The organism is Streptococcus mitis, from assembly GCF_002096855.1.
GTDB classification, from domain to species: Bacteria; Bacillota; Bacilli; order Lactobacillales; family Streptococcaceae; genus Streptococcus; species Streptococcus mitis_Y.
In genome coordinates, this window is sequence record NZ_NCVH01000029.1 from 69,584 (window position 1) to 94,717 (window position 25,134).

Sequence of the window (25,134 nt, forward strand, 5' to 3'; positions counted from 1 at the left end):
TCAGCGTCGCCTTACCGTACTCAAGTACAGCCTGCGGCTAGCTTCCTAGTTTGCTCTTTGATTTTCATTGAGTATCAGTTTATTTTATCATATTTTTTCCTTAATTTAAAATGAAGTAGGATAGGGAAAAAAATGCCAGAAAAATGGTATAATAGAAAGGAACGTGTTTGGACAGAGAGGAGACAGCAGATGAACTTTCAACAATTATCCAACCTGCAATATTGGACTAGCTTGTTTTCTAGTCCTTGGAGTATTGCCATCAATCTGTTTGATATTTTGATTGTGACCTATGTTTTGTATCGTTTTACAAAAGCGATAGCTGGTACCAAGATTATGATTTTGGTGCGGGGGGTCTTGATTTTTGTATTAGCCCAGGTTGTGGCCAATATCCTTGGTTTAACCACGATTTCTTGGTTGATTAATCAGATTATCACTTATGGAGTCATTGCTGTGGTTGTTATCTTCTCTCCAGAAATTCGAACTGGTTTGGAACGTTTGGGAAGGGCGACAGATTTCTTTTCTACTACTCAAATAAGTGCAGAAGAGCAAATGATTCGTGCCTTTGCCAAGTCAGTTGAATACATGAGTCCTCGTAAGATAGGTGCTCTGGTTGCCATTCAACGGGTTCGAACCTTGCAAGAATATATTGCGACAGGAATTCCCTTGGATGCCAAAATTTCGGCAGAACTCCTCATCAATATTTTTATTCCCAACACTCCTCTACATGATGGTGCTGTGATTATCAGAGAAAATCGGATTGCAGTCACCTCTGCCTATCTGCCCTTGACAGAAAGTACAGGGATTTCCAAGGAATTTGGAACCAGACACCGGGCTGCTATCGGTTTATCAGAAGTGTCTGATGCATTGACCTTCATTGTCTCAGAGGAAACAGGTGGTATTTCTATTACCTACAATGGGGTCTTCAAGCATGATTTGACGATTGAAGAATTTGAAGCAGAGCTACGAACAATTCTTCTGCCAGCTGTTGAGGAAAAAGTCAGTTTCAAGGACCGTTTGCTAGGAGGTTGGAAATATGAGAAAAAATAGTCTATATATCATTTCATCTCTCTTTTTTGCTTGTGTCTTATTCATTTATGCAACGTCGACCAACTTTCAAAATAGCAATACCACAAGGCAGGTCAAATCGGAGACCTATACCAATACGATAGCAAATGTTCCCATCGATATTCACTATGATGATGATCAGTATTTCATTAGCGGATTTGCATCAGAAGTTTCAGTTGTGTTGACAGGTGCCAATCGTGTGACCTTGGCCAGTGAAATGCAGGAAAGTACTCGTAAGTTTAAGGTGACAGCGGATTTGATAGATGCTAGTATTGGAACGATTGAAGTTCCTTTGAACATTGAAAATCTTCCTAGTGGATTGACCGCTGTGGCAACGCCTCAAAAGATTACAGTGAAAGTTGGGAAGAAGGTTAAGCGAGATGGGATGATTGTTGTGCCACAAGTTGACCAAAGCCAGATTGATCCCAAGCTACAACTTGATAGTGTAACCGTGTCAAATGAACGCGTTTCGGTCACAACTGACCAGGAAACATTAGCTAAGATTGATAAAGTTATTGCGCTTTTACCAACCAGCGAACGCATAACAGGTAATTACAGTGGTTCAGTACCTTTGCAGGCAATCGACCGCAATGGGGTTGTATTACCAGTAGTTATCACTCCGTTTGATACAACAATGAAGGTCACTACAAAGCCTGTGACACCAAGTTCAAGCACATCAAATTCAAGTACAAGTAGTTCATCGGAGACATCTTCGTCAACAAAAGCAACTAGTTCAAAAACGAATTAAAATAGGAAAAGGATTTTATAAAAATGGGTAAATATTTTGGGACTGATGGAGTCCGTGGAGAAGCTAATGTAGAACTAACACCAGAATTGGCCTTTAAACTAGGACGTTTTGGAGGCTATGTTCTTAGTCAACATGAAACGGAAGCACCGAAAGTCTTTGTAGGACGTGACACACGTATTTCTGGGGAAATGCTAGAATCTGCCTTGGTGGCAGGTCTCCTTTCAGTAGGAATTCACGTTTATAAACTCGGTGTTCTGGCAACACCAGCAGTAGCTTACTTGGTCAAAACTGAAGGAGCAAGTGCAGGAGTCATGATTTCTGCTAGCCATAATCCAGCCCTTGATAATGGGATTAAGTTCTTTGGTGGTGATGGTTTTAAACTAGATGACGAAAAAGAAGCAGAAATTGAAGCCTTGTTAGATGCTGCAGAAGATACTCTTCCTCGTCCAAGTGCTGAAGGCTTGGGAACCTTGGTAGATTATCCAGAAGGCTTGCGTAAGTATGAGGGCTACCTTGTCTCAACTGGAACTTCTCTTGATGGAATGAAGGTTGCCTTGGATACAGCCAATGGTGCCGCTTCTACAAGTGCCCGTCAAATCTTTGCAGACCTTGGAGCTCAATTGACTGTTATAGGGGAAACACCAGATGGTCTTAATATCAACCTTAATGTTGGTTCAACACACCCAGAAACCCTTCAAGAAGTGGTCAAAGAAAGCGGATCAGCTATTGGTTTGGCCTTTGACGGAGACAGTGACCGCTTGATTGCTGTTGATGAAAATGGGGACATCGTTGATGGTGACAAAATCATGTACATCATCGGGAAATATCTTTCTGAAAAAGGACAATTGGCTCAAAATACAATCGTGACAACTGTTATGTCCAACCTTGGTTTCCACAAGGCCTTGGACCGTGAAGGCATTAACAAGGCAGTCACTGCAGTTGGCGACCGCTACGTTGTTGAAGAAATGAGAAAATCAGGCTACAACCTTGGTGGTGAACAGTCTGGTCACGTCATCTTGATGGACTACAATACAACAGGTGATGGTCAATTATCAGCTGTCCAATTGACAAAAATCATGAAGGAAACTGGTAAGAGCTTGTCAGAGTTGGCAGCAGAAGTAACCATTTATCCACAAAAATTAGTCAATATCCGAGTGGAAAATGCCATGAAGGAAAAGGCTATGGAAGTGCCAGCTATCAAGGCTATCATCGAAAAGATGGAAGAAGAAATGGCGGGGAATGGTCGTATTCTTGTTCGCCCAAGTGGAACAGAACCCCTCTTGCGTGTCATGGCAGAAGCGCCTACAACAGAAGAAGTAGACTACTATGTTGATACCATCGCAGACGTAGTTCGAGCTGAAATCGGGATTGACTAAATCCAAGAAAACTAGATGAAAATAAAAAATTATGGTACAATAGCTTATAATATTGTAGCCAAGGGAGAAAGACATGAATCTTAAACGTGAACAAGAATTTGTTAGTCAGTATCATTTTGATGCGCGTAATTTTGAATGGGAAAATGAAAATGGAGCTCCTGAAACTAAGGTGGATGTAAACTTCCAATTGCTCCAACATGACCAAGACAATCAAGTGACTTCCTTGATTGTCATCTTGACATTTATGATTGTATTTGATAAGTTTGTCATCAGTGGAACCATTTCACAAGTGAACCATATCGATGGCCGTATTGTTAACGAACCAAGTGAATTGAACCAAGAAGAAGTGGAAACCTTGGCTCGTCCATGTTTGAATATGCTCAACCGTTTAACTTACGAAGTAACTGAAATTGCATTAGACTTACCAGGAATCAATTTGGAGTTCTAATATGAAATTAGCTGTTATCACAGATTCCTCTGCCTATCTCAGTGCAGATACCTTGCAAAGAGAAGATTTATTTGTCTTGGATATTCCTGTCAATATTGATGGTGAGGAGTATGTCGAAGGCATCAATCTGACTGCTGAGGAATTTTACCAAAAAATGGCTCAGGCCTCTGAATTGCCTAAGACCAGTCAACCAAGTATTGCCAAGTTAGATGAGATTCTAACTTCGCTCAAAGAACAAGGTTATACACATGCTTTGGGACTTTTCCTATCTTCTGGAATTTCAGGTTTTTACCAAAATATCCAGTATATGGTGGATGACTATGAGGGCTTAACCATTGCTTTTCCAGACACTTTGATCACAAGTGCTCCTCTGGGTATCATGGTTGAAAGTGTCTTTAACTGGCGAGACCAGGGCGATGACTTTGCCATTATTCAGGATAAGCTAGCTATTCAAATTAGTCACACATCTGCTTTCATCATGGTCGATGATTTGGATCATTTGGTAAAAGGGGGACGCCTTTCAAATGGAGCTGCGATTTTGGGCAATCTGTTAAGCATTAAGCCAATCCTCTATTTCAATGACCAAGGTGTGATTGAAGTTTACGAAAAAGTTCGCACTGAAAAGAAAGCAACAAAGCGCTTAATTGAGATTATCAAGGAAGCCACAGCTTCAGGCCAATACCGTATCATTGTCATTCACGGCAATGCTCCTGAAAAGGCTGAGGAATTGCGTCAGCACTTGCTTGAATCTGGAGTAGGTACGGATATTTCACTTGCTACATTTGGTAGTGTTATTGGAACACACCTAGGAGCAGGAAGTATTGCTTTAGGTTATATTCCAGTGATTTAGTTGACGCTTCTAGACTAGTTAAGAAATCTTGTATCATAGCAATTGAACACGGACTACCTGCCTCTTAAAAAAAGATGCCTGTCTTGGCTTTCATGGAAAGTCAGCGCCATCCCCTATTTTTCATGGGCAGCTAAGGTCCTTTGTATCTTGATAATTGAACACGCCTGGAATCCTGTGTGAAAAAGATAGTTCTTCCAAGGAGTATTTACTCCTTGATCAGAACTCCTATTTTCACTTTGTGCTCTTACAGGCTTTGTATCTTAGAAATTGAACACGGACTACCTGCCTCTTGAAAAAAGATGCCTGTCTTGGCTTTCATGGAAAGTCAGCGTCATTCCTTATTTTTCAAGGGCAGCTATCGTCCTTTGTATCTTAGTCAGGAGTAGAGATGAGTATTCGAGTAATTATTGCTGGTTTTAAGGGAAAGATGGGCCAAGCTGCTTGTCAGATGGTCTTGGCTGATTCAGACTTGGACTTGGTAGCAGTTTTGGATCCTTTTGAGTCTGCATCTGAGTGGCAAGGAATTCCAGTATTCAATGATAAAAATGACTTAGCAGGCTTTGATGCCCATGTTTGGGTAGACTTTACTACACCAGCTGTTGCCTATGAGAATACACGCTTTGCTCTTGAAAATGGCTTTGCTCCAGTAGTTGGAACAACAGGTTTCACAAGTGAAGAAATTGCAGAGCTAAAAGCATTTTCTCGTGAACAAAATTTGGGTGGTTTGATCGCTCCAAATTTTGCCTTGGGTGCTGTTTTACTCATGCAATTTGCAAGGCAGGCTGCTAAATATTTCCCAAATGTGGAGATTATCGAGCTTCATCATGACAAGAAAAAGGATGCTCCGAGTGGAACAGCTATAAAAACAGCTGAGTTGATGGCAGAAGTTCGAGAGTCTATTCAGCAAGGTGCGCCTGATGAGGAAGAATTGATTGCAGGTGCCCGTGGTGCTGACTTTGATGGCATGCGGATTCACTCAGTTCGTTTACCAGGCTTGGTAGCCCATCAGGAAGTCATCTTTGGCAATCAGGGAGAAGGATTGACCCTCCGTCATGACTCCTATGATCGCAGCTCCTTCATGACAGGGGTGAATTTGGGAATCAAAGAAGTTGTCAAGCGTCATGAGCTTGTCTATGGATTAGAACACTTATTATGAGATTAACGCAAATGCCTTCTGAATTTCAGAAGGCTTTACCAGTATTAGAAAAAATTAAAGAAGCAGGCTTTGAAGCCTATTTTGTTGGAGGCTCTGTTCGAGATGCCCTCCTCAATCGTCCCATACACGATGTGGACATTGCGACGTCTTCTTATCCAGAAGAGACCAAGCAGATTTTTCCGCGAACGGCTGATATCGGAATCGAGCACGGAACTGTCTTGGTTTTAGATGGGGATGAAGAGTACGAAGTAACCACATTCAGAACAGAAGACGTCTATGTAGACTATCGCAGACCGAGTTCGGTTTCCTTTGTGCGCTCGCTAGAAGAAGACCTCAAGCGCCGTGATTTTACAGTCAATGCCTTTGCCTTGGATGAGACAGGAGAAATCGTTGACTTATTCCATGGTTTAGAGGATTTGGAAAACCAAGTCTTGCGAGCAGTTGGAGTGGCTAGTGAGCGTTTCAACGAAGATGCTTTACGTATTATGCGTGGTTTTCGTTTTCAGGCCAGTCTCGGTTTTAAACTTGAGTCAGAAACTTTTGTGGCGATGAAGACTTTGACGCCACTCTTGGAGAAAATTTCTGTGGAGCGTACCTTCGTTGAGTTTGATAAGCTCTTGCTGGCACCTTTTTGGCGAGTTGGTCTGGCTTCCATGATTGAGAGTCGAGCTTATGACTATCTTCCAGATATGGCAGGGAGCCAGGACAAGCTCAACAGACTGTTTGATTTGGAGACTGAGTTCACTTTTGAATCTTCTGAACAAGCCTGGGCGGCTCTATTGTGGGCTTTGGAGATTAAAGATGCACAGCCATTTTTGAAAGCTTGGAAAACCTCACGCCAGTTTGCCAAGCAGGTTCAGGATTTGCTGACCATTTTGGCTTTGCGAGAAGAAGGAGAGCTGAGCAAGCGCGATTGTTACCGCTTTGACTTGGATTCCCTTCTACAAGCTGAAAATCTTCGTCAGGCCCAAGGAAAAGAAGTCAACCCACAAGCTATCACAGAAACTTACCATAGTTTGACCATTCATGACAAGAAAGAAATTCAGATTAACGGTGGAATTTTGATTAAGGAATATGGTTACCAGCCAGGACCAGACTTGGGAGAGATTTTAACAGAGATTGAGTTTGCCATTGTCGATGGAGAGTTGGAAAATGATCGTCAAGCAATCCATGCTTACCTGAGGGAGAAAAAATGAGTGATTTTATCGTTGAAAAACTAAGCAAATCCGTCGGAGACAAGACCGTTTTTAAGGATATTTCCTTTATCATCCATGACTTGGATAGAATCGGTCTAATCGGTGTCAATGGGACGGGTAAGACCACCCTTTTAGACGTCCTTTCTGGCGTTTCTGGCTTTGATGGGGATGTCAGTCCCTTTTCGGCTAAGAATGACTACAAGATTGGCTACTTGACCCAGAATCCTGATTTTGATGATAACAAGACGGTCTTGGATACGGTTCTCTCCAGCGACCTCAAGGAAATCCAGCTCATTCGTGAGTATGAGTTAATCATGCTCAACTACAGTGAGGACAAGCAGGCTCCTTTGGAACGGGTCATGGCAGAGATGGATTCTCTCCAAGCCTGGGAAATTGAAAGCCAGGTCAAGACGGTTCTCAGCAAGTTGGGTATTCAGAACTTATCTACTCCTGTTGGGGAATTGTCAGGTGGTCTAAGAAGACGTGTCCAGTTGGCGCAAGTTCTCCTAGGAAACCACGACCTCTTGCTTCTGGACGAGCCGACCAACCACCTGGACATTGCGACCATCGAGTGGCTGACACTTTTTTTGAAAAATTCCAAGAAGACTGTTCTCTTTATCACCCACGATCGTTATTTCCTAGATGCACTATCAACGCGGATTTTCGAGTTGGACCGAGCAGGCTTGACCGAGTATCAGGGAAATTATCAGGACTATGTTCGCCTCAAGGCTGAACAAGATGAGCGTGACGCTGCCCTTCTCCACAAGAAAGAACAACTCTATAAGCAAGAACTGGCCTGGATGCGTAGACAACCGCAAGCGCGTGCGACCAAGCAACAAGCCCGTATCAATCGTTTCCATGACTTGAAAAAGGAAGTTTCAGGTGGCGTTGCTGATACAGACTTGACCATGAACTTTGAAACCAGTCGGATTGGGAAGAAAGTCATCGAGTTTCAGGATGTTTCCTTTGCCTATGAAAACAAGCCAATTTTGCAAGATTTTAATCTCTTGGTGCAAGCCAAAGACCGTATCGGAATCGTTGGGGATAATGGTGTCGGGAAGTCAACTCTGCTTAATCTCATCGCAGGAAGTCTTGAGCCGACTAAAGGTCAAGTTATCATCGGTGAGACGGTTCGCATCGCCTATTTTTCTCAACAAATTGAAGGTTTGGATGAAAGCAAACGGGTTATCAATTACCTGCAGGAAGTAGCAGAAGAGGTTAAGACCAGTGGTGGTTCTACGACTTCCATTGCAGAGTTGCTAGAGCAGTTTCTCTTCCCACGTTCGACGCATGGAACCTTGATTGAGAAATTGTCTGGTGGAGAGAAAAAACGCCTTTATCTTCTCAAATTGCTTTTGGAAAAACCCAATGTTCTTCTTTTGGACGAGCCGACAAATGACCTAGATATTGCGACCTTGACAGTTTTGGAAAATTTCTTGCAGAGCTTTTCAGGTCCTGTATTGACAGTTAGCCACGACCGTTATTTCCTGGATAAGGTAGCGACCAAGATTCTCGCTTTTGAGGATGGCAAGATTCGTCCTTTCTTTGGTCATTATACTGACTATCTTGATGAAAAAGTCTTTGAAACAGAGATGGCCAATCAAGTGCAAAAAGTTGAAAAGGAAAAAGTCGTCAAGGTTCGAGAAGACAAGAAACGGATGACCTACCAAGAAAAGCAGGAGTGGGCAAGTATTGAAGGTGACATCGAAGCCTTAGAAAACCGCATCTCTTCTATAGAGGAAGAAATGCTAGCAAATGGGTCTGACTTTGGCAAACTGGCTACTCTTCAAAAAGAACTAGATGAGAAAAACGAAGCACTCCTTGAAAAATACGAACGTTATGAATATTTAAGTGAGTTGGCATGATGGAAGAAAAAATCATTAAACGTAGTCCCAAGAAAATCATTTGGAATGCCTTGTTTGGCCTAGCTTCGGTGCTTTTCTTCTTGTTACCTCTCTCTTATCTCCATTTGTACTCTCAAAAGGGAACTAAACTTCATACGATAAGTCTTTTGTTTATGCTGGTTTTACTTTTTTTTGGTGTAGTAGTAGTTTATCTGACTTACAGACTTTTAAGTTTGGACAAGGAATATTTGAGATTTACTGTTCAGGGATTTTACTACAAACCGAATCCAAAGAAACCCAGTCATTTCTACGCTTGGGCTGATGTAGAGGAATTTTCCTTCTCTCGGATTCGAGGGAAGTATAGGGATTCTTATCGGATTGAAGTCTATTTTAAAAACAAGGAAAATGTGAAATCCCAATCCTTTCTAACACTGCTGAAGAGAAGGATTCTCCCTTTTTATCCGTCAGCAGATTTGATCATCCCTATCTTTCTGCTAGATGTAGGACTTCCTGAAAGGGTCTACGAGACCATGAAGTACTATGAAAGAGAATGGCGCATCGAACAAAATCGTCAAGCAAGAAAAAAGGCAAAACAAGCTTCGAAAAGCAAATCTTCCAAACCGTCATAGTCTGTCTTTGCTTAAAGTAGAATAATCAAAAAGGCCCTATCCACTGGATAGGGTCACTGTTTGTCTTCTTTTTTAGTTTCCTGATGGAAGATGTTTTGCCAAGTCTCATGGCGACGCCAGATACTGGTGTGGACGATGCCATCTAGCTCATAGCAAATGAGCTTGGTTTTCTGACTAATGGAAGTGATTTGAATATCCTTAATAGCAGCTTTAAGTTCTTTTTCGGCTTGATAAGCGACTTTATCCATCTGCTCTCCATCTTGACGGATATAGAGAAAGTCCTCAGCAAGGAGTTCTTCTAGCTGATTTCCTTGGTCAATCAATTGCTCACGCATGAGCAGTTTTTTGTAGACATTGTCTAAAATCTCGTCCTCAGGGATAGGTGCTGGCTCGATATGGACATCGGTATCAAAGACTCCAAAACGCTCTTCCAGCATAGACTCGACTTGATCCGCAATCTCGTGACTTTCATAAACCGACAAGTCAGGATTCATTTCTAGCGTAATATCCAGGTAGATGTTACTACCGTAGGTACGACCTCTTTGGGACTTAACCTTACTGATTTTGGGAATTTCCATGATAGCCTTTTGATAATCCTCAAGCAGACGGTCGTCGAAACCATCTGAAAGACTAAAGGAAGACTCAATGAAGATATCATAGGCAGTTTTCAAGATAAAGAAAGTGATGATGATAGCGACCAGTTTATCCACAATGGGATAATTGAAACTACTAGCCAGGATGGCAATGGTCGTACCAAGAGAGGTAACAGCATCAGAAAGATTGTCCTTAGCAGCGGACTTCAGTGCCTTGGAGTTAGATTTCTTACTGAGGCGAGTGTTGTAGAGATAAACCACAAACATAATCGCTGCAGAAATGATTCCTAGAGTTGCACCCAGAGGATCAATGACCGTTTCTTCACGACTGATAATCTTTTGAATGGTATCCCGCAGCACATCAAAGCCAACATAAAACATAATGATGGAAGTGATTAAGCTAGCCAAATCTTCAATCTTCCAGTGACCAAAACGGTGGTCACGGTCCGCAGGCTGGCGTGCCATTCGAATCCCAATCAAGAGGGCCACATTTCCAATGATATCGGATACGTTATTGAAACCATCTGCCACCAAACTGGATGAATCAAGAAGGTGGCCAGTTGCTAATTTGGCTGCAGATAAGAGCAGGTAGGTCGAAATACTGATGATGGCCCCACGCTCAGCTAACTTGAGATTTGAAATAGATTGCTTCATTCAACTTCCTTTCTAGTCATATAGCATTCTACCATTATACTGGTTTTCAAGGGAAAATTCAAATAAGGCAGTTTTTGCTCTTTAAAAACTTTTCAAAATTTGGTATAATAGTACTACTCAAGGGAGTAGCTGGCAGAAACCTGTGATAGTGTCGTCATTCCGAATTTTATACTGAAAAGTATGTTTTCCGGCCCTATCTTAAACAGCGAGACTTGTTATGATTAACAGGGCTCTTTTTGTTTGTCGTGAAAAGATACGATGAGAAAAAGAGAGTCTGTTTTGCACACAATGTCAAGGAGGAGACACATGTCAAAAGAACAAAAACGCCAAGCGTTTTACACTCAAAGTCCTGAAGAGGTTTTGAAGGCTGTGGATGCGACCGAGCAAGGTTTGTCATCAAGTGAGGCGGAAAAGCGCCTTGCCGAATTTGGCCACAATGAACTCGAAGAGGGTGAGAAACGATCAATCCTGGTCAAATTCATCGAACAGTTTAAGGATTTGATGATTATCATCCTAGTTGCGGCAGCTATCTTGTCAGTCGTGACTTCTGGTGGAGAAGATATTGCAGATGCCATCATTATCTTAGCCGTGGTTATCATCAATGCTGCCTTCGGTGTTTACCAAGAAGGAAAAGCAGAAGAAGCCATTGAAGCCCTCAAATCTATGTCCAGTCCAGCTGCTCGCGTTCTTCGTGATGGGCATATGGCGGAGATTGACTCTAAAGAATTGGTACCAGGAGATATCGTTGCCCTTGAAGCTGGTGACGTGGTGCCAGCAGACCTACGTTTGCTTGAAGCCAACTCTCTTAAAATCGAAGAAGCAGCTCTTACAGGTGAGTCTGTTCCAGTTGAAAAAGACTTGTCAGTCGAGCTTGCTGCAGATGCTGGTATTGGTGATCGTGTCAATATGGCTTTCCAAAACTCAAATGTGACTTATGGTCGTGGTCTTGGAGTTGTTGTCAATACAGGTATGTACACGGAAGTTGGTCATATCGCTGGCATGCTCCAAGATGCAGATGAGACAGACACACCACTTAAACAAAACTTGAACAACCTTTCTAAGGTCTTGACTTATGCAATTTTGGTCATTGCCCTTGTTACTTTTGTAGTTGGTGTTTTCATTCAAGGGAAAAATCCACTCGGTGAGTTGATGACCTCTGTTGCCCTTGCCGTTGCAGCCATTCCAGAAGGTCTCCCAGCTATCGTAACTATCGTTCTTGCCCTCGGTACTCAAGTTTTGGCTAAAAGAAACTCTATCGTTCGTAAGTTGCCAGCTGTAGAAACTCTTGGTTCAACAGAAATCATCGCTTCTGACAAGACTGGTACGCTGACTATGAACAAGATGACCGTCGAAAAAGTCTTCTACGATGCGGTTCTACATGACTCAGCTGATGACATTGAACTAGGTCTTGAAATGCCCCTGCTTCGTTCAGTTGTCTTGGCCAATGATACGAAAATTGATGTGGAAGGAAACTTGATTGGTGATCCAACCGAAACAGCCTTTATCCAATATGCTTTGGACAAGGGCTACGATGTCAAAGGATTTTTAGAGAAATATCCTCGTGTGGCTGAGTTGCCATTTGATTCTGAACGTAAGCTCATGTCAACAGTTCATCCACTTGCAGATGGACGCTTCCTCGTAGCTGTTAAAGGTGCGCCAGACCAACTCTTGAAACGTTGTGTTCTTCGTGATAAGGCTGGGGATATTGCTCCGATTGATGAGAAGGTTGCAAATCTCATCCATACAAACAACTCTGAAATGGCTCACCAAGCCTTGCGTGTCCTTGCTGGTGCTTATAAGATTATTGACAGCATTCCAGAAAACCTTATTTCTGAAGAGCTTGAAAATGATTTAATCTTTACTGGTTTGATTGGGATGATTGACCCTGAACGTCCTGAAGCTGCTGAGGCTGTTCGTGTGGCTAAGGAAGCGGGAATTCGTCCAATCATGATCACAGGTGACCATCAAGACACTGCAGAAGCTATTGCTAAACGTTTGGGAATCATTGACGCAAATGATACAGAAGGACATGTTTTAACTGGTGCTGAGCTCAACGAACTATCTGATGAAGACTTTGAAAAAGTCGTTGGTCAATACTCTGTTTATGCCCGTGTGTCTCCAGAACACAAGGTTCGTATCGTCAAGGCTTGGCAAAAACAAGGTAAGGTCGTTGCCATGACAGGTGACGGTGTCAATGATGCTCCGGCTTTGAAAACAGCCGATATCGGTATCGGTATGGGAATCACTGGTACAGAGGTGTCTAAGGGGGCTTCTGACATGATTCTTGCAGATGATAACTTTGCAACTATTATCGTTGCAGTGGAAGAAGGACGTAAGGTCTTCTCAAATATTCAAAAGACTATTCAGTACCTACTTTCTGCCAATACTGCTGAAGTATTAACCATCTTCCTATCTACCTTGTTTGGTTGGGACGTCTTGCAGCCAGTTCATCTTTTGTGGATCAACTTGGTAACAGATACCTTCCCAGCTATCGCTCTTGGTGTTGAGCCAGCTGAGCCTGGTGTCATGAACCATAAACCACGTGGACGCAAGGCAAGCTTCTTCTCAGGTGGTGTTTTGAGTTCTATTATCTATCAAGGTGTACTCCAAGCAGCTATTGTTATGAGTGTTTATGGTCTTGCCCTTCTTTACCCAGTTCACGTGGGTGACAATCATGCCATTCACGCAGATGCCCTTACTATGGCCTTTGCAACACTTGGTTTGATTCAGCTCTTCCATGCCTACAATGTGAAATCTGTTTACCAATCCATCTTGACAGTTGGCCCATTTAAGTCTAAGACCTTCAACTGGTCCATCTTGGTATCCTTCATCCTTCTCATGGCAACAATCGTTGTAGAACCACTTGAAGGAATCTTCCACGTAACCAAACTAGACTTGTCACAATGGGGAATCGTTATGGGCGGAAGCTTCTCAATGATTATTATCGTCGAAATTGTTAAGTTTATTCAACGTAAACTCGGTTTTGACAAGAATGCGATTTAAAAAAAAGCCATCTTCGGATGGCTTTTTTAAATAACTTTAAAAAGAATAGAAAAAACTTTAAAAAAGAGATGTTAAATGTAATGCCGCTTACTAAAATATTAGGTATAAGAATAGTAAATAATAACTTAGGGGGAAATCATGGGAAGTAAAAAATGTATTTACTCTATCCGTAAATTGAGTTTGGGTGTTGCTTCAGTTGTTGTTGCTTGTGGTTTAGGTTTTTTAGCTGGCTCTGTTGGGAGTGTATCTGCAGATGAAACGCTCGCAGCTAGTCATATCTTAGAAACAGACAAACCTTCTAGCGAAAGCATTGACAAGGATAAGTCTGTCGAGGGTTCAGAAAAAGAAGCTACTGCTTCAGAAGAGCAACATTTTGAAGAAAAACATTTAGATACTCCTAAAGTGACTGAAAAGGAATCTCGTGTTGAATTTAATTATATTGATGAATCAACAGGGAAAAAACTTTTTTCAGATGAGCGTACTGGTAAGGTGGGAGAGGATCTTCACTACGATACGAGAAAGAAAATTAGTGAGTTCAAAAGGAATGGCTATGTATTGGTTGAAGATGGTTATTTGAAAACGGATGAATCGAAGAAGCTGTTTCAAGATGATCAGACTCCGCAAACGTATACTATTAAATTAACTCCAAAACATGAAGTGATTAGCTTACAAAACCAGACTAATCCTAAGTCAAATGAAGAGGTGGAAGCTGGTGTTGTCGATAGTCCTAAGTGGCCTGCAGATGCTGAAAAGATCAGAACCAATCAAGAAAGGCCTTTAGAGAGAACGATTCAAAGAATCATTAAATATAAATATAAGAATAATGGTAAAGAAGCCTTTGCTGAGAAAAAACAAAGTATTTCCTTTGAACGCTATGCGACTGTTAATCTTGTTACTAAGGAAATTTCCTATTCTAACTGGAAAATAAAACAGGAGCATATTAAAAATCAAACAGCCAAGATTAGCTATGTGGATATCAGTGAAAACAAGCTACTGAAGGAAGATACAGTTACTGGGGAATCTGGTTATCCTATTGAATACAGTACGCTAAAAACGATTAGTGACTACAAGCGACAAGGATACGATCTTGTATCAAGTGATTATGATCGAGGTTTACAATATTTTGACCAAGATAGTAAGACTGGTCAAATATTTAAGGTTGCTTTAACCCCTCGCCTAGAATTTATTTATCCTGAAGATAGAATTCCAACTGCTCATAAAAAAGTTGATGAGGATGTTCAAGATTCACCTTTATGGCCTGCCAGTGTTTCTAAAATCGTCAATAAAAAATCTATTGACCGAAACATTGCTTATCGAGATTTTGTGACACATGATAAGGTTGCTGAAGATCGAAATGATCAAGTTGATTTCAAACGCGTTGCCAAGGTTGATTTTGTAAGAGGAGACCTTTATTATCGTGATTGGACGAGTGATCAACCAAATCTATCTAAAGTAGCGACACCACTGCTAAAAGGCTTGGTGGCAGATAAAGAAGCAGTTGCAGAGAAAACAGTGGCAGTAACAGATCCTGTAATTAGGGAAACTGTTTACTACAAACAATTAGGAAAATGGATAGCCATTTCTCCAACTGCAAATGAGAATGTGGCTTTGATTCAATATCCCAATGACCAAGATGGTAATCCTGCTAAAGCAGGTCTTGCTAGCAATCCAGGTTTAGGAACAATCCCTTATCTTAAAGGTTATAAGGCTGTGACATCAGCTACTGATTTGGTGTTGAAGGATTCTTCGCATCCAGAATTGGGTTACTTATTACCTGAAGTACCAGAAGATTTTACAAAAGACACAATAATCAATTATCTACCTGTGAAAGCTACTGAGCCAGAACCACCAAGAGGTGATCAACCCAAGACGCCAGAAGCTCCAACCCCTGAGGAGCCAAAGCACCCAGAAGTACCGACGGTAGATCAACCTAAGAATCCTGAAAAACCAACACCTGAGGACCCTAAACAGCCGGGAGTGCCGACTGTTGAGCAACCAAAAACTCCAGCAAGTCCAGTACCTGCGGAGCCAAAGCGCCCCGAAGTTCCAGCTGTTGCTCAACCTAAGGTTCCCGAAAAACCATCCCCTAAGGAACCCAAGCAACCTGAAGTTCCGACTGCTGAGCAACCAAAGACTCCAGCAAGTCCAGCGCCTGAGGAGCCAAAGCACCCAGAAACTCCAATAATAAGTGAAACAAAGGAAGCTGGTAAACTACCAGAGACAGCTAGTCATGATTCTATTTTGCTAGTAGTCGGATTCTTATCAGCCCTATCTGGCGTCCTATTGTTTAAAGTTAAAAAAGATTAAGAATTTACAAATAGAAAAAAAGTCATCTTCGGATGGCTTTTTGCTACAGTTGAGGGAAAGGGCTTGCAGTTGCCGTCTTTTGTGCTATAATTGCTATAATATAGTAAAAAGTAAGAGGAGTGTGAGGAAGTGGAGAAGAAAATTGTAAAGGACATTTTGTTTTTATCACAGGTGTCTCAGCCGGCAAGTCAGGATGATCTGTATCTTGCCAGAGATTTGCAGGATACACTTTTAGCAAATCGTGAGACTTGTGTCGGTCTGGCTGCCAATATGATTGGGGTGCAGAAGCGCGTGATTATCTTTAATCTTGGCTTGGTTTCCGTGGTCATGTTTAATCCAGTGCTCCTGTCTTTTGAAGGACCTTATGAGACAGAAGAAGGCTGTTTGTCCTTGGTAGGTGTGAGACCTACTAAGCGTTATGAAACCATAAGGGTTTCCTATCGTGACAGCAAGTGGCAGGAACAGACCATTACCTTGACAGGCTTCCCAGCTCAGATTTGCCAGCATGAACTGGATCACTTAGAAGGACGAATCATTTAGGAGGAAAGCAAATGAAACGAATAGTCTTTGAACTTATTTTTATCGCAACGACCTGGTATATCTTTTTACCGCCCCTTAACCTAACCAGCTGGGAATTTCTATTTTTCCTCTGTGGGCATTTGCTGCTTGTAGCAATCTTATTTGGCTTTGGCAAGGGGATAAACCTTGTCAAAACGGTTCATGTGCGCCACGGCAAGGCGGAAGCTGCCTTAAATCTAGAGGATTTCAAAATCAATCGGTTAGGGAAAATCCTTTTAGCTTCTATTGGAGGAATTCTTCTCTTAGCAGCCTTGGTTTCCTTAGTGACTTCCAGCATTTTTCAGGCTAAAAATTATGCCAATGTAGTCACGGTGACGGAAAAAGACTTTACTGAATTTCCTAAGAGTGACACCAGTAAAGTTCCTATTTTAGATAGAAGTACTGCTGAAAAAATTGGGGACCGCTACTTGGGTTCCCTAACGGATAAGGTGTCGCAGTACGTAGCGGCAGACACCTATACCCAATTGACGATTGATGGGAAACCTTATCGAGTTACACCACTAGAATACGCAGATCCTATCAAGTGGTTTAACAATCAGGCCAAGGGAATCGGCGAGTATATCAAGGTGGACATGGTAACTGGTAATGCAGACTTGGTGGACTTGAAGATACCAATCAAGTATTCGGACTCGGAGTATTTTAACCGCGATGTCAAGCGTCACCTGCGCTTGAAGTACCCAACTAAAATCTTCAAGACTCCATCTTTTGAGGTGGACGATGAGGGCAATCCTTTCTATGTAGCAACGGTTTACCAAAAGCAATTTGGACTTGCGGTTCCTCGTCCTGTTTCAGTCATTATCTTAGATGCTACAAATGGAGAAACCAAGGAATACAGCTTGTCAGATGTTCCAGAATGGGTGGACAGGGTTTATCCAGCTGAGGAAACCATTGAGCAAATCAACTACAACGGCAAGTACAAGGACGGTTTCTGGAATGCTATGATTTCCAAGAAAAACGTGACCCAGACTACCAAAGGCTATAATTACTTGTCTATCGGTAATGACATCTACCTCTACACAGGTGTGACGTCGGCCAATGCAGATGAAAGTAATCTTGGTTTCATTCTTGAAAATATGCGAACAGGAGAGATCACGAAGTATAGCTTGGCTTCTGCGACCGAAGAATCAGCCCGTGAATCAGCCGAAGGTGCTGTTCAGGAGAAATCCTACAAGGCAACCTTCCCAATCCTCATCAACCTCAATGACAAGCCTCTCTACATCATGGGCTTGAAGGACAATGCTGGTTTGGTCAAAGAGTACGCCTTGGTTGATGCAGTCGAGTACCAAAATGTTATCGTAGCTACTACAGTAGAAGAACTGCTCAGCAAGTACGCCAATAAAAACGACCTTGAAATTGATAATGAAACGGTAGAAAACATCAAGGGTGTAGTTGCGGATTTGAAATCAGCTGTTATCAAGGGCGACACCGTATATTTCTTTAAAGTTGATGGCAAGATATACAAAGTCAAGGCCTCAGTCTCAGATGACCTTCCTTACCTTGAAAATGGTAAAACCTTCGAAGGTCAAGTAGGAAAAGACAATTATCTCAAGACCTTTAAAGTTCAGTAAAGACAGCTTTCTTTAAAAAGTATATGTTATAATAAGGTAAATTAATACTAATGGAGGACAAACAAATGGGTTTTTATTTGATGCTTGCTTCAATGCTACTCGGACTGCTCGCTTTGAAGATAGGTTTTTCTCAGTTCAAGGAGAAAAAAGATACATTCTTATCTATCTTAACAAGCTTAGTTGGCATAGCCCTTGTTCTCGTGGCTGTCTGGTTAGGATGGCCAAAATAACCAGAGAAACCTCGGTCAAACCGAGGTTTTTCAGATGAATTTCTTGGTAGTGGCTAAAAAATATGCTACACTATTAATATGAAAATTTTAATCCCAACAGCAAAAGAAATGAACACAGACTTGCCGAGTATTGAAGCCGCTCCTTTAAAACCAGAAAGTCAGGCTGTGCTGGATGCCTTGGCTCTCTATTCTGCTAGTCAATTGGAGAGTTTTTACAAGGTATCAGTTGAGAAGGCGGCGGAAGAATTTCAAAATATCCAAGCTTTGAAAAGGCAAATTGCTCAACACTACCCAGCCTTGAAACTTTTTGATGGGCTCATGTATCGCCATATCAAGCGAGATAAATTGACTGAGGTTGAACAAGATTATCTTGAAAATCATGTCTTTATTACTTCGGCTTTGTACGGTGTCGTTCCAGCCTTGTCACCTATGGGCCCTCACCGTTTGGACTTTTTGATGAAATTAAAAGTCGCTGGTAAGACTTTGAAGAGCCATTGGAAGGTAGCCTACGATGAAGCTGTGAAGCAGGAAGAAGTGATTTTCTCTCTATTGTCATCCGAGTTTGAGACCGTATTTTCTAAGGAAATCAGAGAAAAGATGGTGACCTTCAAATTCATGGAGGATAGAGGCGGCCAGCTGAAAATTCACTCAACCATTTCCAAGAAAGCGCGTGGTGCCCTCCTAACAGTCCTGATAGAAAATCAAGTACAGACGGTGGAAGAAGCTCGTCGCTTAAGCTTTGCTGGATTTAACTACCGAGAAGATTTGTCACAGCCACAGGAATTGGTTTTTGTTAAGGAAGTATAGAAATCAGATATTTTGTATTTGGCAATATGTATCATCAGCTATTTTAGTTTATAAATGAGAAAAAGCGAACAAGCTAGACTTCTGAGTGTCAGAAAAGTAGTCTTGTTCGCTTTTATTATGTTAGTTACTTGATCGCATTGACCAAGTCTTGAGCTTGTTTTTCGAGTGAGTTTAGGACTGTTTCTTCAAGAATCAATTTTCCATCTGCCCAGGCAGAGTCGTTAACACGTGCAGCGGTGAAATCACCAACGACTTGTGTACGGATAAATGGCAAGAGGTCCTTGTAGATAGCGAAGAGTTGATCGTGACCTGCATTGGCTACAGATGATACTGTGACAAACTTGTCTTGAAGGGCAGAAGCGCCACGTGTATCAGACAAGTCAAGGGCACGAGATAGCCAATCAAGCAAGTTCTTCACTGTTCCAGGGATAGAGAAGTTGTAGACTGGAGAGAAGATCCAGATAGCATCCGCAGCGAGAACCGCTTCACGAGCAGCAGCTACAGCTGGGTGAGTTGGAACTTCTAAATCTTGGCTGAAGAGAGGAAGGGTTGAATAATCAAGGTAGCTAACTTCTGCTTGACCATCAAGTGCTTTCTCAGCTTCGAGAGCCATTTGGTGGTTAAAAGAACCTTGACGTAGTGATCCGACGATAAATAATACTTTTTTAGACATGATGTGTCTCCTTTTTCTTAAATTTCCGAGAAACCTCTCGTTGTTATGAAACATATTACAACATAACAAAAGAACTTGCAAGAAATTTGCTCAGAGTTTATTTGAAAATTATAAAATTGCTGAAACTCTAGTCAGTTGCCACTGGAAAAGTAAGAACTATTTTTTGGATTCTGGTTTGAATTTGATTTTCGAAGAGTATTCTAACATTCTCTTGTAATATGATGACATAAGTGCTAAAATAAATAAGAAAACTCGCAATAGAAACCGCATAACAGCTATTTTCCGGTATCATTTCATAAACAATTAAAGGAACAATAATCGCATTGAAGAATGCTTCTAAAAGGGGTGGAGATCATGTAAGGCAAAGATTAACAAGTGACGGACAAAAGAAATAATAATACACTTGTTAAGGAGAAAAGATGTTAATAAGAAATTATCGGAAAAATATTGGCCTTATGGCTGGAGTTGAGTTTTTTGCATTTCTAGGGATTACCAGTTTTTGGATTCTCTTTCTCAGTCAAAACGGCATGTCTCTTTGGCAGATTGGACTTCTGGAGAGTATTTTTCATACTACCAGTCTTCTCTGTGAAATTCCATCTGGAATGTTAGCTGACCGCTATTCCTATAAGACCAACCTTTATTTAAGTCGAATAGCAGGGATTATGTCTTCTATTCTTATGTTGGCTGGGCAGGGAAATTTTTGGATTTATGCCTTAGCGATGGCGGTAAGTGCCTTGTCTTATAATTTTGATTCAGGCACAAGCGCAGCAATGGTTTATGACTCGGCTGTAGAGGCTGGACTAAAAGAACGCTATCTATCCATTTCAAGTTTCATGTCAGGAGTAGCAGAAGGAACTCGTTCTTTGGGGACAGTATTGGCGGGATTTTTTGTCCATGGTCAATTGCACCTGACCTACTATATCATGATTGCGACATCTATCATAGTTCTTTTCCTGATTTGGATGCTGAAAGAACCTAGTGTCAAGCTAGAAAAAGCTGATAGTGTGACCATGAAACAGATTATTTGGACTGTTAAGGATGAGTTGAAGCGAAATCCCATGCTGTTCAACTGGATGATTTTGTCTCAGATTGTCGGAGTACTCATGTGCATGTTTTACTTTTACTATCAAAATCAGTTACCAGATTTAAGTGGTTGGCAAATTTCAGCAGTTATGCTACTTGGTAGTCTCTTAAATATCGTCGCAGTCTATCTAGCGAGTAGGATTGGAAAGAACTATGCTGCCTTGAAGCTTTTCCCTGTCCTCGTCCTGCTGACTGGAGTCACCTATATGCTGTCCTACTTTGGGACACCTCTAATCTATATTTTGATTTATTTGATTAGTAACGCTCTATATGCTCTTTTTCAGCCGATTTTTGACAACGATTTGCAAGAGCGCCTTCCAAGTGAAGTGAGGGCAACTATGCTGAGTGTCTACTCTATGATGTTTAGCCTGAGTATGATTGTCTTCTTTCCACTGACAGGCTGGTTGATTGACAATTTAGGCTTTGTAGTAACATTTCTTTATCTAGGATTCTTTTTAGTCATGATTAGCCTTCTATTGCCTGTTTTTTTAGGAAAAATGGCTAAAAGAATAGATGATAAAATAATTCCATAGATTAAAAGAACTTACGAAAACTTGAGTACTAAGCTCAGGTTTTTTAATAGGTTGATTTTGGAGCCGTCTTTACTTTTCTTGCTCGGTTTTAATCAAGAAAAATCGGTTTGCTTTGAAGTAAGAAATAATATAGGTTTGTTCTTGCATTCACTTGTAATTCACTAGGATAGATGGTAAAATAGACGAGTGAAAAAGAGACAGAAAAAAGAAAAAAATTCCCTATTATTTCAGTACATTATTGGTATAACTTTGTTAACTCTAGTCATCACTTCTTCCTTTCTCTACTTGGTATGGCTCAGCATGAAGCCTTATCAAACTGCAAAGGTAGAAGGTGAAAGACTTGCTAAGCAGTATGCAAATCTAGAAACGGTTAGCCAGATTGATATCTTCAATGGTTTAGAAAGCTATTATAGTGTTCTTGGCCAAGATAAGAACCAGAAACCAGTTGCTGTCTTAATAGAGAAAAGTAGCAACAATATTTACGTATATCAACTAGAAAATGGAACTTCTCAAGAAAAAGCAGAAGCAGTTGTCAGAGAAAAAGGAACAACTGAGATCGACAAGATTACCTTCGGACGGTACGCTGAAAAGCCTGTCTGGGAAATCAAGTCCAGAGGAGACTATTATCTGGTAGATTTTGAATCTGGCGCCTTAGTCGAAAAGGAGAAACAATGAAATTATCCAAACGTGTCTTAGAGATTGAAGAAAGTGTTACTCTGGCTAGTGATGCAAGAGCAAAGAAGTTAAAGGCCGAAGGAAAAGACGTTCTTTTCTTGACTTTAGGTCAGCCTGATTTTCATACTCCTGAAAATATTCAGGATGCTGCGGTTACAGCCATTCGAGATGGTCGCGCTTCTTTCTATACGGTAGCTTCGGGTTTGCCTGAATTGAAAGCAGCGGTTAATACCTATTTTGAACGTTATTATGGGTATTCTGTAGCAGCTAACGAGGTGACTTTTGCGACTGGTGCCAAGTTTTCCCTTTATACTTTCTTTATGGCTGTTATCAACCCTGGAGATGAGGTAATCATTCCTACTCCTTACTGGGTCAGCTATGGGGATCAGGTTAAGATGGCTGAAGGTCTTCCAGTATTTGTCCAAGCCAAGGAAGACAATCACTTTAAAGTAACTGTGGAGCAATTAGAAGCTGCTCGCACAGGTAAGACCAAAGTCTTGGTTCTTAACTCACCATCTAATCCTACCGGTATGATCTATTCTCGTGAGGAACTCTTGGCCATCGGAAACTGGGCTGTAGAAAAGGATATTCTCATCCTAGCAGATGATATCTATGGTCGCTTGGTCTATAACGGTAATGAGTTCGTTCCAATCTCAAGTCTTTCAGAAGCTATTCGCAAACAAACTATTGTTATCAATGGAGTGTCTAAGGCCTATGCTATGACAGGATGGCGTGTTGGTTATGCAGTAGGTGATCCAGAAATTATTGCTGCTATGAGCAAATTGACTGGTCAAACAACCTCTAACCTAACCGCTGTTTCACAATACGCAACAATCGAGGCCTTAACTGGTCCACAAGACTCTGTAGAAACCATGCGTCAGGCTTTCGAGGAACGTCTCAATACCATTTATCCTCTCTTGTGCCAAGTCCCTGGCTTTGAAGTAGTCAAACCGCAAGGAGCTTTCTACCTCTTCCCAAATGTTAAAAAAGCTATGGAGATGAAAGGCTATACAGACGTAACAGCATTTACAACGGCTATTCTTGAGGAAGTTGGTCTGGCCCTGATTACAGGAGCAGGATTTGGAGCACCAGAGAATGTCCGTCTCAGCTATGCGACAGACCTAGATACACTCAAAGAATCTATTCGTCGTCTGCATAAATTTATGGAAAAATAAAAATAAAATCTTCGTCGTCTTGACGGAGGTTTTTTTGGATAAAACCTGAGATTTTTCTCTGATAGAATCTAGCTATCAGGCATTATTTGTGGTACAATAGTGGGTAATAATGTCTTTAGACAAGTTAAACAAAAAAAGGAAGATAAAACATGACAAAACGTGTAACAATCATCGAAGTAAAAGACTACGTTGGTCAAGAAGTGACCATCGGAGCCTGGGTTGCCAATAAATCAGGAAAAGGGAAAATTGCCTTCTTGCAATTGCGTGACGGAACAGCCTTCTTCCAAGGTGTGGCTTTCAAACCAAACTTTATCGAAAAATTTGGTGAAGAGGTAGGTCTTGAAAAATTTGAAACGATCAAACACTTGAGCCAAGAGACTTCTGTTTATGTGACAGGGATTGTCAAAGAAGATGAGCGTTCTAAGTTTGGCTATGAACTCGATATCACAGACATCGAAGTCATCGGTGAATCACAAGATTACCCAATCACGCCAAAAGAACATGGAACAGACTTCTTGATGGACAACCGTCACTTGTGGCTCCGTTCTCGTAAGCAAGTAGCGGTCATGCAAATCCGTAACGCTATCATCTATGCAACCTATGAGTTCTTTGACAAGAATGGCTTCTTGAAATTTGATAGCCCAATTCTTTCAGGAAATGCTGCAGAAGACTCAACAGAACTTTTTGAAACAGACTACTTCGGAACTCCAGCCTACTTGAGTCAATCAGGTCAGCTTTACCTAGAAGCGGGAGCTATGGCTCTTGGTCGTGTCTTTGACTTTGGTCCAGTATTCCGTGCTGAAAAATCAAAAACACGCCGTCACTTGACAGAGTTCTGGATGATGGATGCTGAGTACTCCTACTTGACACATGATGAGTCACTTGACTTGCAAGAAGCTTATGTAAAAGCTTTGCTCCAAGGTGTATTGGACCGTGCTCCCCAAGCCTTGGAAACATTGGAGCGTGATACAGAACTTTTGAAACGCTACATTGCTGAGCCATTCAAACGCATCACTTATGATGAAGCGATTGATCTCTTGCAAGAGCATGAAAACGATGAAGATGCTGACTACGAACATCTTGAGCATGGTGATGACTTCGGTTCACCACACGAAACTTGGATTTCAAACCACTTTGGTGTACCAACCTTTGTTATGAACTACCCAGCAGCTATCAAGGCCTTCTACATGAAACCAGTTCCTGGAAATCCAGAGCGCGTGCTTTGTGCAGACTTGCTTGCACCAGAAGGATATGGAGAAATCATCGGTGGTTCTATGCGTGAGGAAGACTATGATGCCCTTGTCGCTAAGATGGAAGAACTTGGAATGGATCGTACAGAATACGAATTCTACCTTGACCTTCGTAAATACGGTACAGTGCCACACGGTGGATTTGGTATCGGTATCGAGCGTATGGTAACCTTCGCAGCTGGAACCAAACACATCCGTGAAGCCATTCCATTCCCACGTATGTTGCACCGTATCAAACCGTAAACTAGTAAAAAGAAGATATTTTCATCTTCTTTTTTCACTTTTATCTTGCTATCTATCAGTTTTTCTAGTATAATAGTTAATTGTGAGCAAACCTCACTTACCCCTTGCAAAGTCTTGGGGTCATTAGACCAAAAGGAGGAACATATCAATGGCTAAATACGAAATTCTTTATATCATTCGTCCAAACATTGAAGAAGAAGCGAAAAACGCTTTGGTAGCACGTTTTGACTCTATCTTGACTGACAACGGTGCAACTGTTGTTGAATCAAAATCATGGGAAAAACGTCGTCTTGCATACGAAATCAAAGATTTCCGTGAAGGACTTTACCACATCGTTAACGTTGAAGCAAACGACGATGCAGCTCTTAAAGAGTTTGACCGTCTTTCAAAAATCAACGCTGACATTCTTCGTCACATGATCGTCAAAACTGACGCGTAAGAAGGTAAAC

The 25,134-nt window shown here is 41.5% G+C and carries 22 protein-coding genes; 20 read left to right on the forward strand and 2 right to left on the reverse strand.

What is annotated here, in order from left to right; all coding sequences use genetic code 11:
* The first annotated feature begins 189 nt into the window (after window positions 1–189).
* The 9 genes from cdaA to B7698_RS03735 all read left to right on the forward strand — a co-directional run bounded on the left by cdaA (window position 190) and on the right by B7698_RS03735 (window position 9,312).
* A complete protein-coding gene (cdaA, locus tag B7698_RS03695) occupies window positions 190–1,047 on the forward strand; it encodes a diadenylate cyclase CdaA (protein WP_084864671.1) in 858 nt (285 codons plus the stop codon).
* A complete protein-coding gene (locus B7698_RS03700; protein ID WP_084864672.1) occupies window positions 1,034–1,813 on the forward strand; it encodes a CdaR family protein in 780 nt (259 codons plus the stop codon). Before cdaA ends, B7698_RS03700 begins: the two co-directional genes overlap by 14 nt.
* Window positions 1,814–1,836: 23 nt before the next feature.
* Window positions 1,837–3,189, forward strand: coding sequence for a phosphoglucosamine mutase (glmM, locus tag B7698_RS03705; protein WP_084864673.1), 1,353 nt, complete (start codon window positions 1,837–1,839; stop codon window positions 3,187–3,189).
* Window positions 3,190–3,262: 73 nt separating this feature from the next.
* Entirely contained in the window at window positions 3,263–3,637 is a 375-nt protein-coding gene (locus B7698_RS03710) for a DUF1149 family protein (protein ID WP_050222203.1), read from the forward strand.
* Window position 3,638: 1 nt separating this feature from the next.
* Window positions 3,639–4,487, forward strand: coding sequence for a DegV family protein (locus B7698_RS03715; protein WP_033685396.1), 849 nt, complete (start codon window positions 3,639–3,641; stop codon window positions 4,485–4,487).
* Window positions 4,488–4,875: 388 nt separating this feature from the next.
* The gene (dapB, locus tag B7698_RS03720) at window positions 4,876–5,643 is read left to right on the forward strand and encodes a 4-hydroxy-tetrahydrodipicolinate reductase (RefSeq protein WP_084864674.1); all 768 of its coding nucleotides are present in this window, start codon (window positions 4,876–4,878) and stop codon (window positions 5,641–5,643) included.
* The gene (locus tag B7698_RS03725; RefSeq protein WP_084864675.1) at window positions 5,640–6,839 is read left to right on the forward strand and encodes a CCA tRNA nucleotidyltransferase; all 1,200 of its coding nucleotides are present in this window, start codon (window positions 5,640–5,642) and stop codon (window positions 6,837–6,839) included. Before dapB ends, B7698_RS03725 begins: the two co-directional genes overlap by 4 nt.
* Window positions 6,836–8,704 carry an ABC-F family ATP-binding cassette domain-containing protein gene (locus B7698_RS03730; RefSeq protein WP_084864676.1) on the forward strand — a complete coding sequence of 623 codons (1,869 nt, stop codon included), beginning with the start codon at window positions 6,836–6,838 and terminating at the stop codon, window positions 8,702–8,704. Before B7698_RS03725 ends, B7698_RS03730 begins: the two co-directional genes overlap by 4 nt.
* Window positions 8,701–9,312: an STM3941 family protein gene (locus B7698_RS03735; protein ID WP_084864677.1), complete on the forward strand. Its 612-nt coding sequence runs from the start codon at window positions 8,701–8,703 to the stop codon at window positions 9,310–9,312. Before B7698_RS03730 ends, B7698_RS03735 begins: the two co-directional genes overlap by 4 nt.
* Window positions 9,313–9,365: 53 nt before the next feature.
* On the opposite strand, the gene mntE is transcribed toward B7698_RS03735, so the two are convergent.
* On the reverse strand, window positions 9,366–10,559 hold the full coding sequence (gene mntE / locus B7698_RS03740; RefSeq protein ID WP_084864678.1) for a CDF family manganese efflux transporter MntE: 1,194 nt from the start codon (window positions 10,557–10,559) through the stop codon (window positions 9,366–9,368).
* 306 nt (window positions 10,560–10,865) lie between these two features.
* Between mntE and B7698_RS03745 the strand changes: the two genes are divergently transcribed.
* The 6 genes from B7698_RS03745 (at window position 10,866) to yaaA (ending at window position 19,053) form a co-directional block, all read left to right on the forward strand.
* Complete coding sequence (locus tag B7698_RS03745) at window positions 10,866–13,562, forward strand: cation-translocating P-type ATPase (RefSeq protein ID WP_084864679.1); 2,697 nt, start codon at window positions 10,866–10,868, stop codon at window positions 13,560–13,562.
* Between the two features lie 138 nt (window positions 13,563–13,700).
* The gene (locus B7698_RS03750; RefSeq protein WP_084864680.1) at window positions 13,701–15,869 is read left to right on the forward strand and encodes a mucin-binding protein; all 2,169 of its coding nucleotides are present in this window, start codon (window positions 13,701–13,703) and stop codon (window positions 15,867–15,869) included.
* Between the two features lie 129 nt (window positions 15,870–15,998).
* Window positions 15,999–16,409 carry a peptide deformylase gene (locus B7698_RS03755; protein ID WP_084864681.1) on the forward strand — a complete coding sequence of 137 codons (411 nt, stop codon included), beginning with the start codon at window positions 15,999–16,001 and terminating at the stop codon, window positions 16,407–16,409.
* An 11-nt stretch (window positions 16,410–16,420) separates the two neighbouring features.
* Window positions 16,421–18,016, forward strand: a complete 1,596-nt coding sequence (locus B7698_RS03760) for a hypothetical protein (protein ID WP_084864682.1) — start codon at window positions 16,421–16,423, stop codon at window positions 18,014–18,016.
* A 65-nt stretch (window positions 18,017–18,081) separates the two neighbouring features.
* A complete protein-coding gene (locus B7698_RS03765; RefSeq protein ID WP_192855101.1) occupies window positions 18,082–18,246 on the forward strand; it encodes a YczI family protein in 165 nt (54 codons plus the stop codon).
* Between the two features lie 78 nt (window positions 18,247–18,324).
* The gene (gene yaaA / locus B7698_RS03770) at window positions 18,325–19,053 is read left to right on the forward strand and encodes a peroxide stress protein YaaA (RefSeq protein WP_084864684.1); all 729 of its coding nucleotides are present in this window, start codon (window positions 18,325–18,327) and stop codon (window positions 19,051–19,053) included.
* A gap of 124 nt (window positions 19,054–19,177) precedes the next feature.
* Here the strand turns inward: yaaA and B7698_RS03775 are convergent, their stop codons facing one another.
* Window positions 19,178–19,726 (reverse strand): NADPH-dependent FMN reductase, encoded by a 549-nt coding sequence (locus tag B7698_RS03775; protein ID WP_084864685.1) that lies wholly within the window; start codon window positions 19,724–19,726, stop codon window positions 19,178–19,180.
* Between the two features lie 419 nt (window positions 19,727–20,145).
* On the opposite strand from B7698_RS03775, the gene B7698_RS03780 reads away from it, so the two are divergent.
* The 5 genes from B7698_RS03780 to rpsF all read left to right on the forward strand — a co-directional run bounded on the left by B7698_RS03780 (window position 20,146) and on the right by rpsF (window position 25,124).
* A complete protein-coding gene (locus B7698_RS03780) occupies window positions 20,146–21,342 on the forward strand; it encodes an MFS transporter (protein WP_084864686.1) in 1,197 nt (398 codons plus the stop codon).
* Window positions 21,343–21,528: 186 nt separating this feature from the next.
* Entirely contained in the window at window positions 21,529–22,017 is a 489-nt protein-coding gene (locus B7698_RS03785) for a cell wall elongation regulator TseB-like domain-containing protein (RefSeq protein ID WP_192855096.1), read from the forward strand.
* Window positions 22,014–23,192 carry a pyridoxal phosphate-dependent aminotransferase gene (locus B7698_RS03790; RefSeq protein WP_084864688.1) on the forward strand — a complete coding sequence of 393 codons (1,179 nt, stop codon included), beginning with the start codon at window positions 22,014–22,016 and terminating at the stop codon, window positions 23,190–23,192. Before B7698_RS03785 ends, B7698_RS03790 begins: the two co-directional genes overlap by 4 nt.
* Before the next feature lie 149 nt (window positions 23,193–23,341).
* Window positions 23,342–24,685, forward strand: coding sequence for an asparagine--tRNA ligase (gene asnS, locus B7698_RS03795; RefSeq protein WP_084864689.1), 1,344 nt, complete (start codon window positions 23,342–23,344; stop codon window positions 24,683–24,685).
* A gap of 148 nt (window positions 24,686–24,833) precedes the next feature.
* Window positions 24,834–25,124 (forward strand): 30S ribosomal protein S6, encoded by a 291-nt coding sequence (gene rpsF, locus B7698_RS03800; RefSeq protein ID WP_001151778.1) that lies wholly within the window; start codon window positions 24,834–24,836, stop codon window positions 25,122–25,124.
* Window positions 25,125–25,134: the final 10 nt, after the last annotated feature.

Bases quoted from the DNA above. Each gene is read 5' to 3' on its own strand.
- cdaA (WP_084864671.1), top strand. From the start codon at position 190: ATGAACTTTCAACAATTATCCAACCTGCAATATTGGACTAGCTTGTTT.
- B7698_RS03700 (WP_084864672.1), top strand. From the start codon at position 1,034: ATGAGAAAAAATAGTCTATATATCATTTCATCTCTCTTTTTTGCTTGT.
- glmM (WP_084864673.1), top strand. From the start codon at position 1,837: ATGGGTAAATATTTTGGGACTGATGGAGTCCGTGGAGAAGCTAATGTA.
- B7698_RS03710 (WP_050222203.1), top strand. From the start codon at position 3,263: ATGAATCTTAAACGTGAACAAGAATTTGTTAGTCAGTATCATTTTGAT.
- B7698_RS03715 (WP_033685396.1), top strand. From the start codon at position 3,639: ATGAAATTAGCTGTTATCACAGATTCCTCTGCCTATCTCAGTGCAGAT.
- dapB (WP_084864674.1), top strand. From the start codon at position 4,876: ATGAGTATTCGAGTAATTATTGCTGGTTTTAAGGGAAAGATGGGCCAA.
- B7698_RS03725 (WP_084864675.1), top strand. From the start codon at position 5,640: ATGAGATTAACGCAAATGCCTTCTGAATTTCAGAAGGCTTTACCAGTA.
- B7698_RS03730 (WP_084864676.1), top strand. From the start codon at position 6,836: ATGAGTGATTTTATCGTTGAAAAACTAAGCAAATCCGTCGGAGACAAG.
- B7698_RS03735 (WP_084864677.1), top strand. From the start codon at position 8,701: ATGATGGAAGAAAAAATCATTAAACGTAGTCCCAAGAAAATCATTTGG.
- mntE (WP_084864678.1), bottom strand. From the start codon at position 10,559: ATGAAGCAATCTATTTCAAATCTCAAGTTAGCTGAGCGTGGGGCCATC.
- B7698_RS03745 (WP_084864679.1), top strand. From the start codon at position 10,866: ATGTCAAAAGAACAAAAACGCCAAGCGTTTTACACTCAAAGTCCTGAA.
- B7698_RS03750 (WP_084864680.1), top strand. From the start codon at position 13,701: ATGGGAAGTAAAAAATGTATTTACTCTATCCGTAAATTGAGTTTGGGT.
- B7698_RS03760 (WP_084864682.1), top strand. From the start codon at position 16,421: ATGAAACGAATAGTCTTTGAACTTATTTTTATCGCAACGACCTGGTAT.
- B7698_RS03765 (WP_192855101.1), top strand. From the start codon at position 18,082: ATGGGTTTTTATTTGATGCTTGCTTCAATGCTACTCGGACTGCTCGCT.
- yaaA (WP_084864684.1), top strand. From the start codon at position 18,325: ATGAAAATTTTAATCCCAACAGCAAAAGAAATGAACACAGACTTGCCG.
- B7698_RS03775 (WP_084864685.1), bottom strand. From the start codon at position 19,726: ATGTCTAAAAAAGTATTATTTATCGTCGGATCACTACGTCAAGGTTCT.
- B7698_RS03780 (WP_084864686.1), top strand. From the start codon at position 20,146: ATGTTAATAAGAAATTATCGGAAAAATATTGGCCTTATGGCTGGAGTT.
- B7698_RS03790 (WP_084864688.1), top strand. From the start codon at position 22,014: ATGAAATTATCCAAACGTGTCTTAGAGATTGAAGAAAGTGTTACTCTG.
- asnS (WP_084864689.1), top strand. From the start codon at position 23,342: ATGACAAAACGTGTAACAATCATCGAAGTAAAAGACTACGTTGGTCAA.
- rpsF (WP_001151778.1), top strand. From the start codon at position 24,834: ATGGCTAAATACGAAATTCTTTATATCATTCGTCCAAACATTGAAGAA.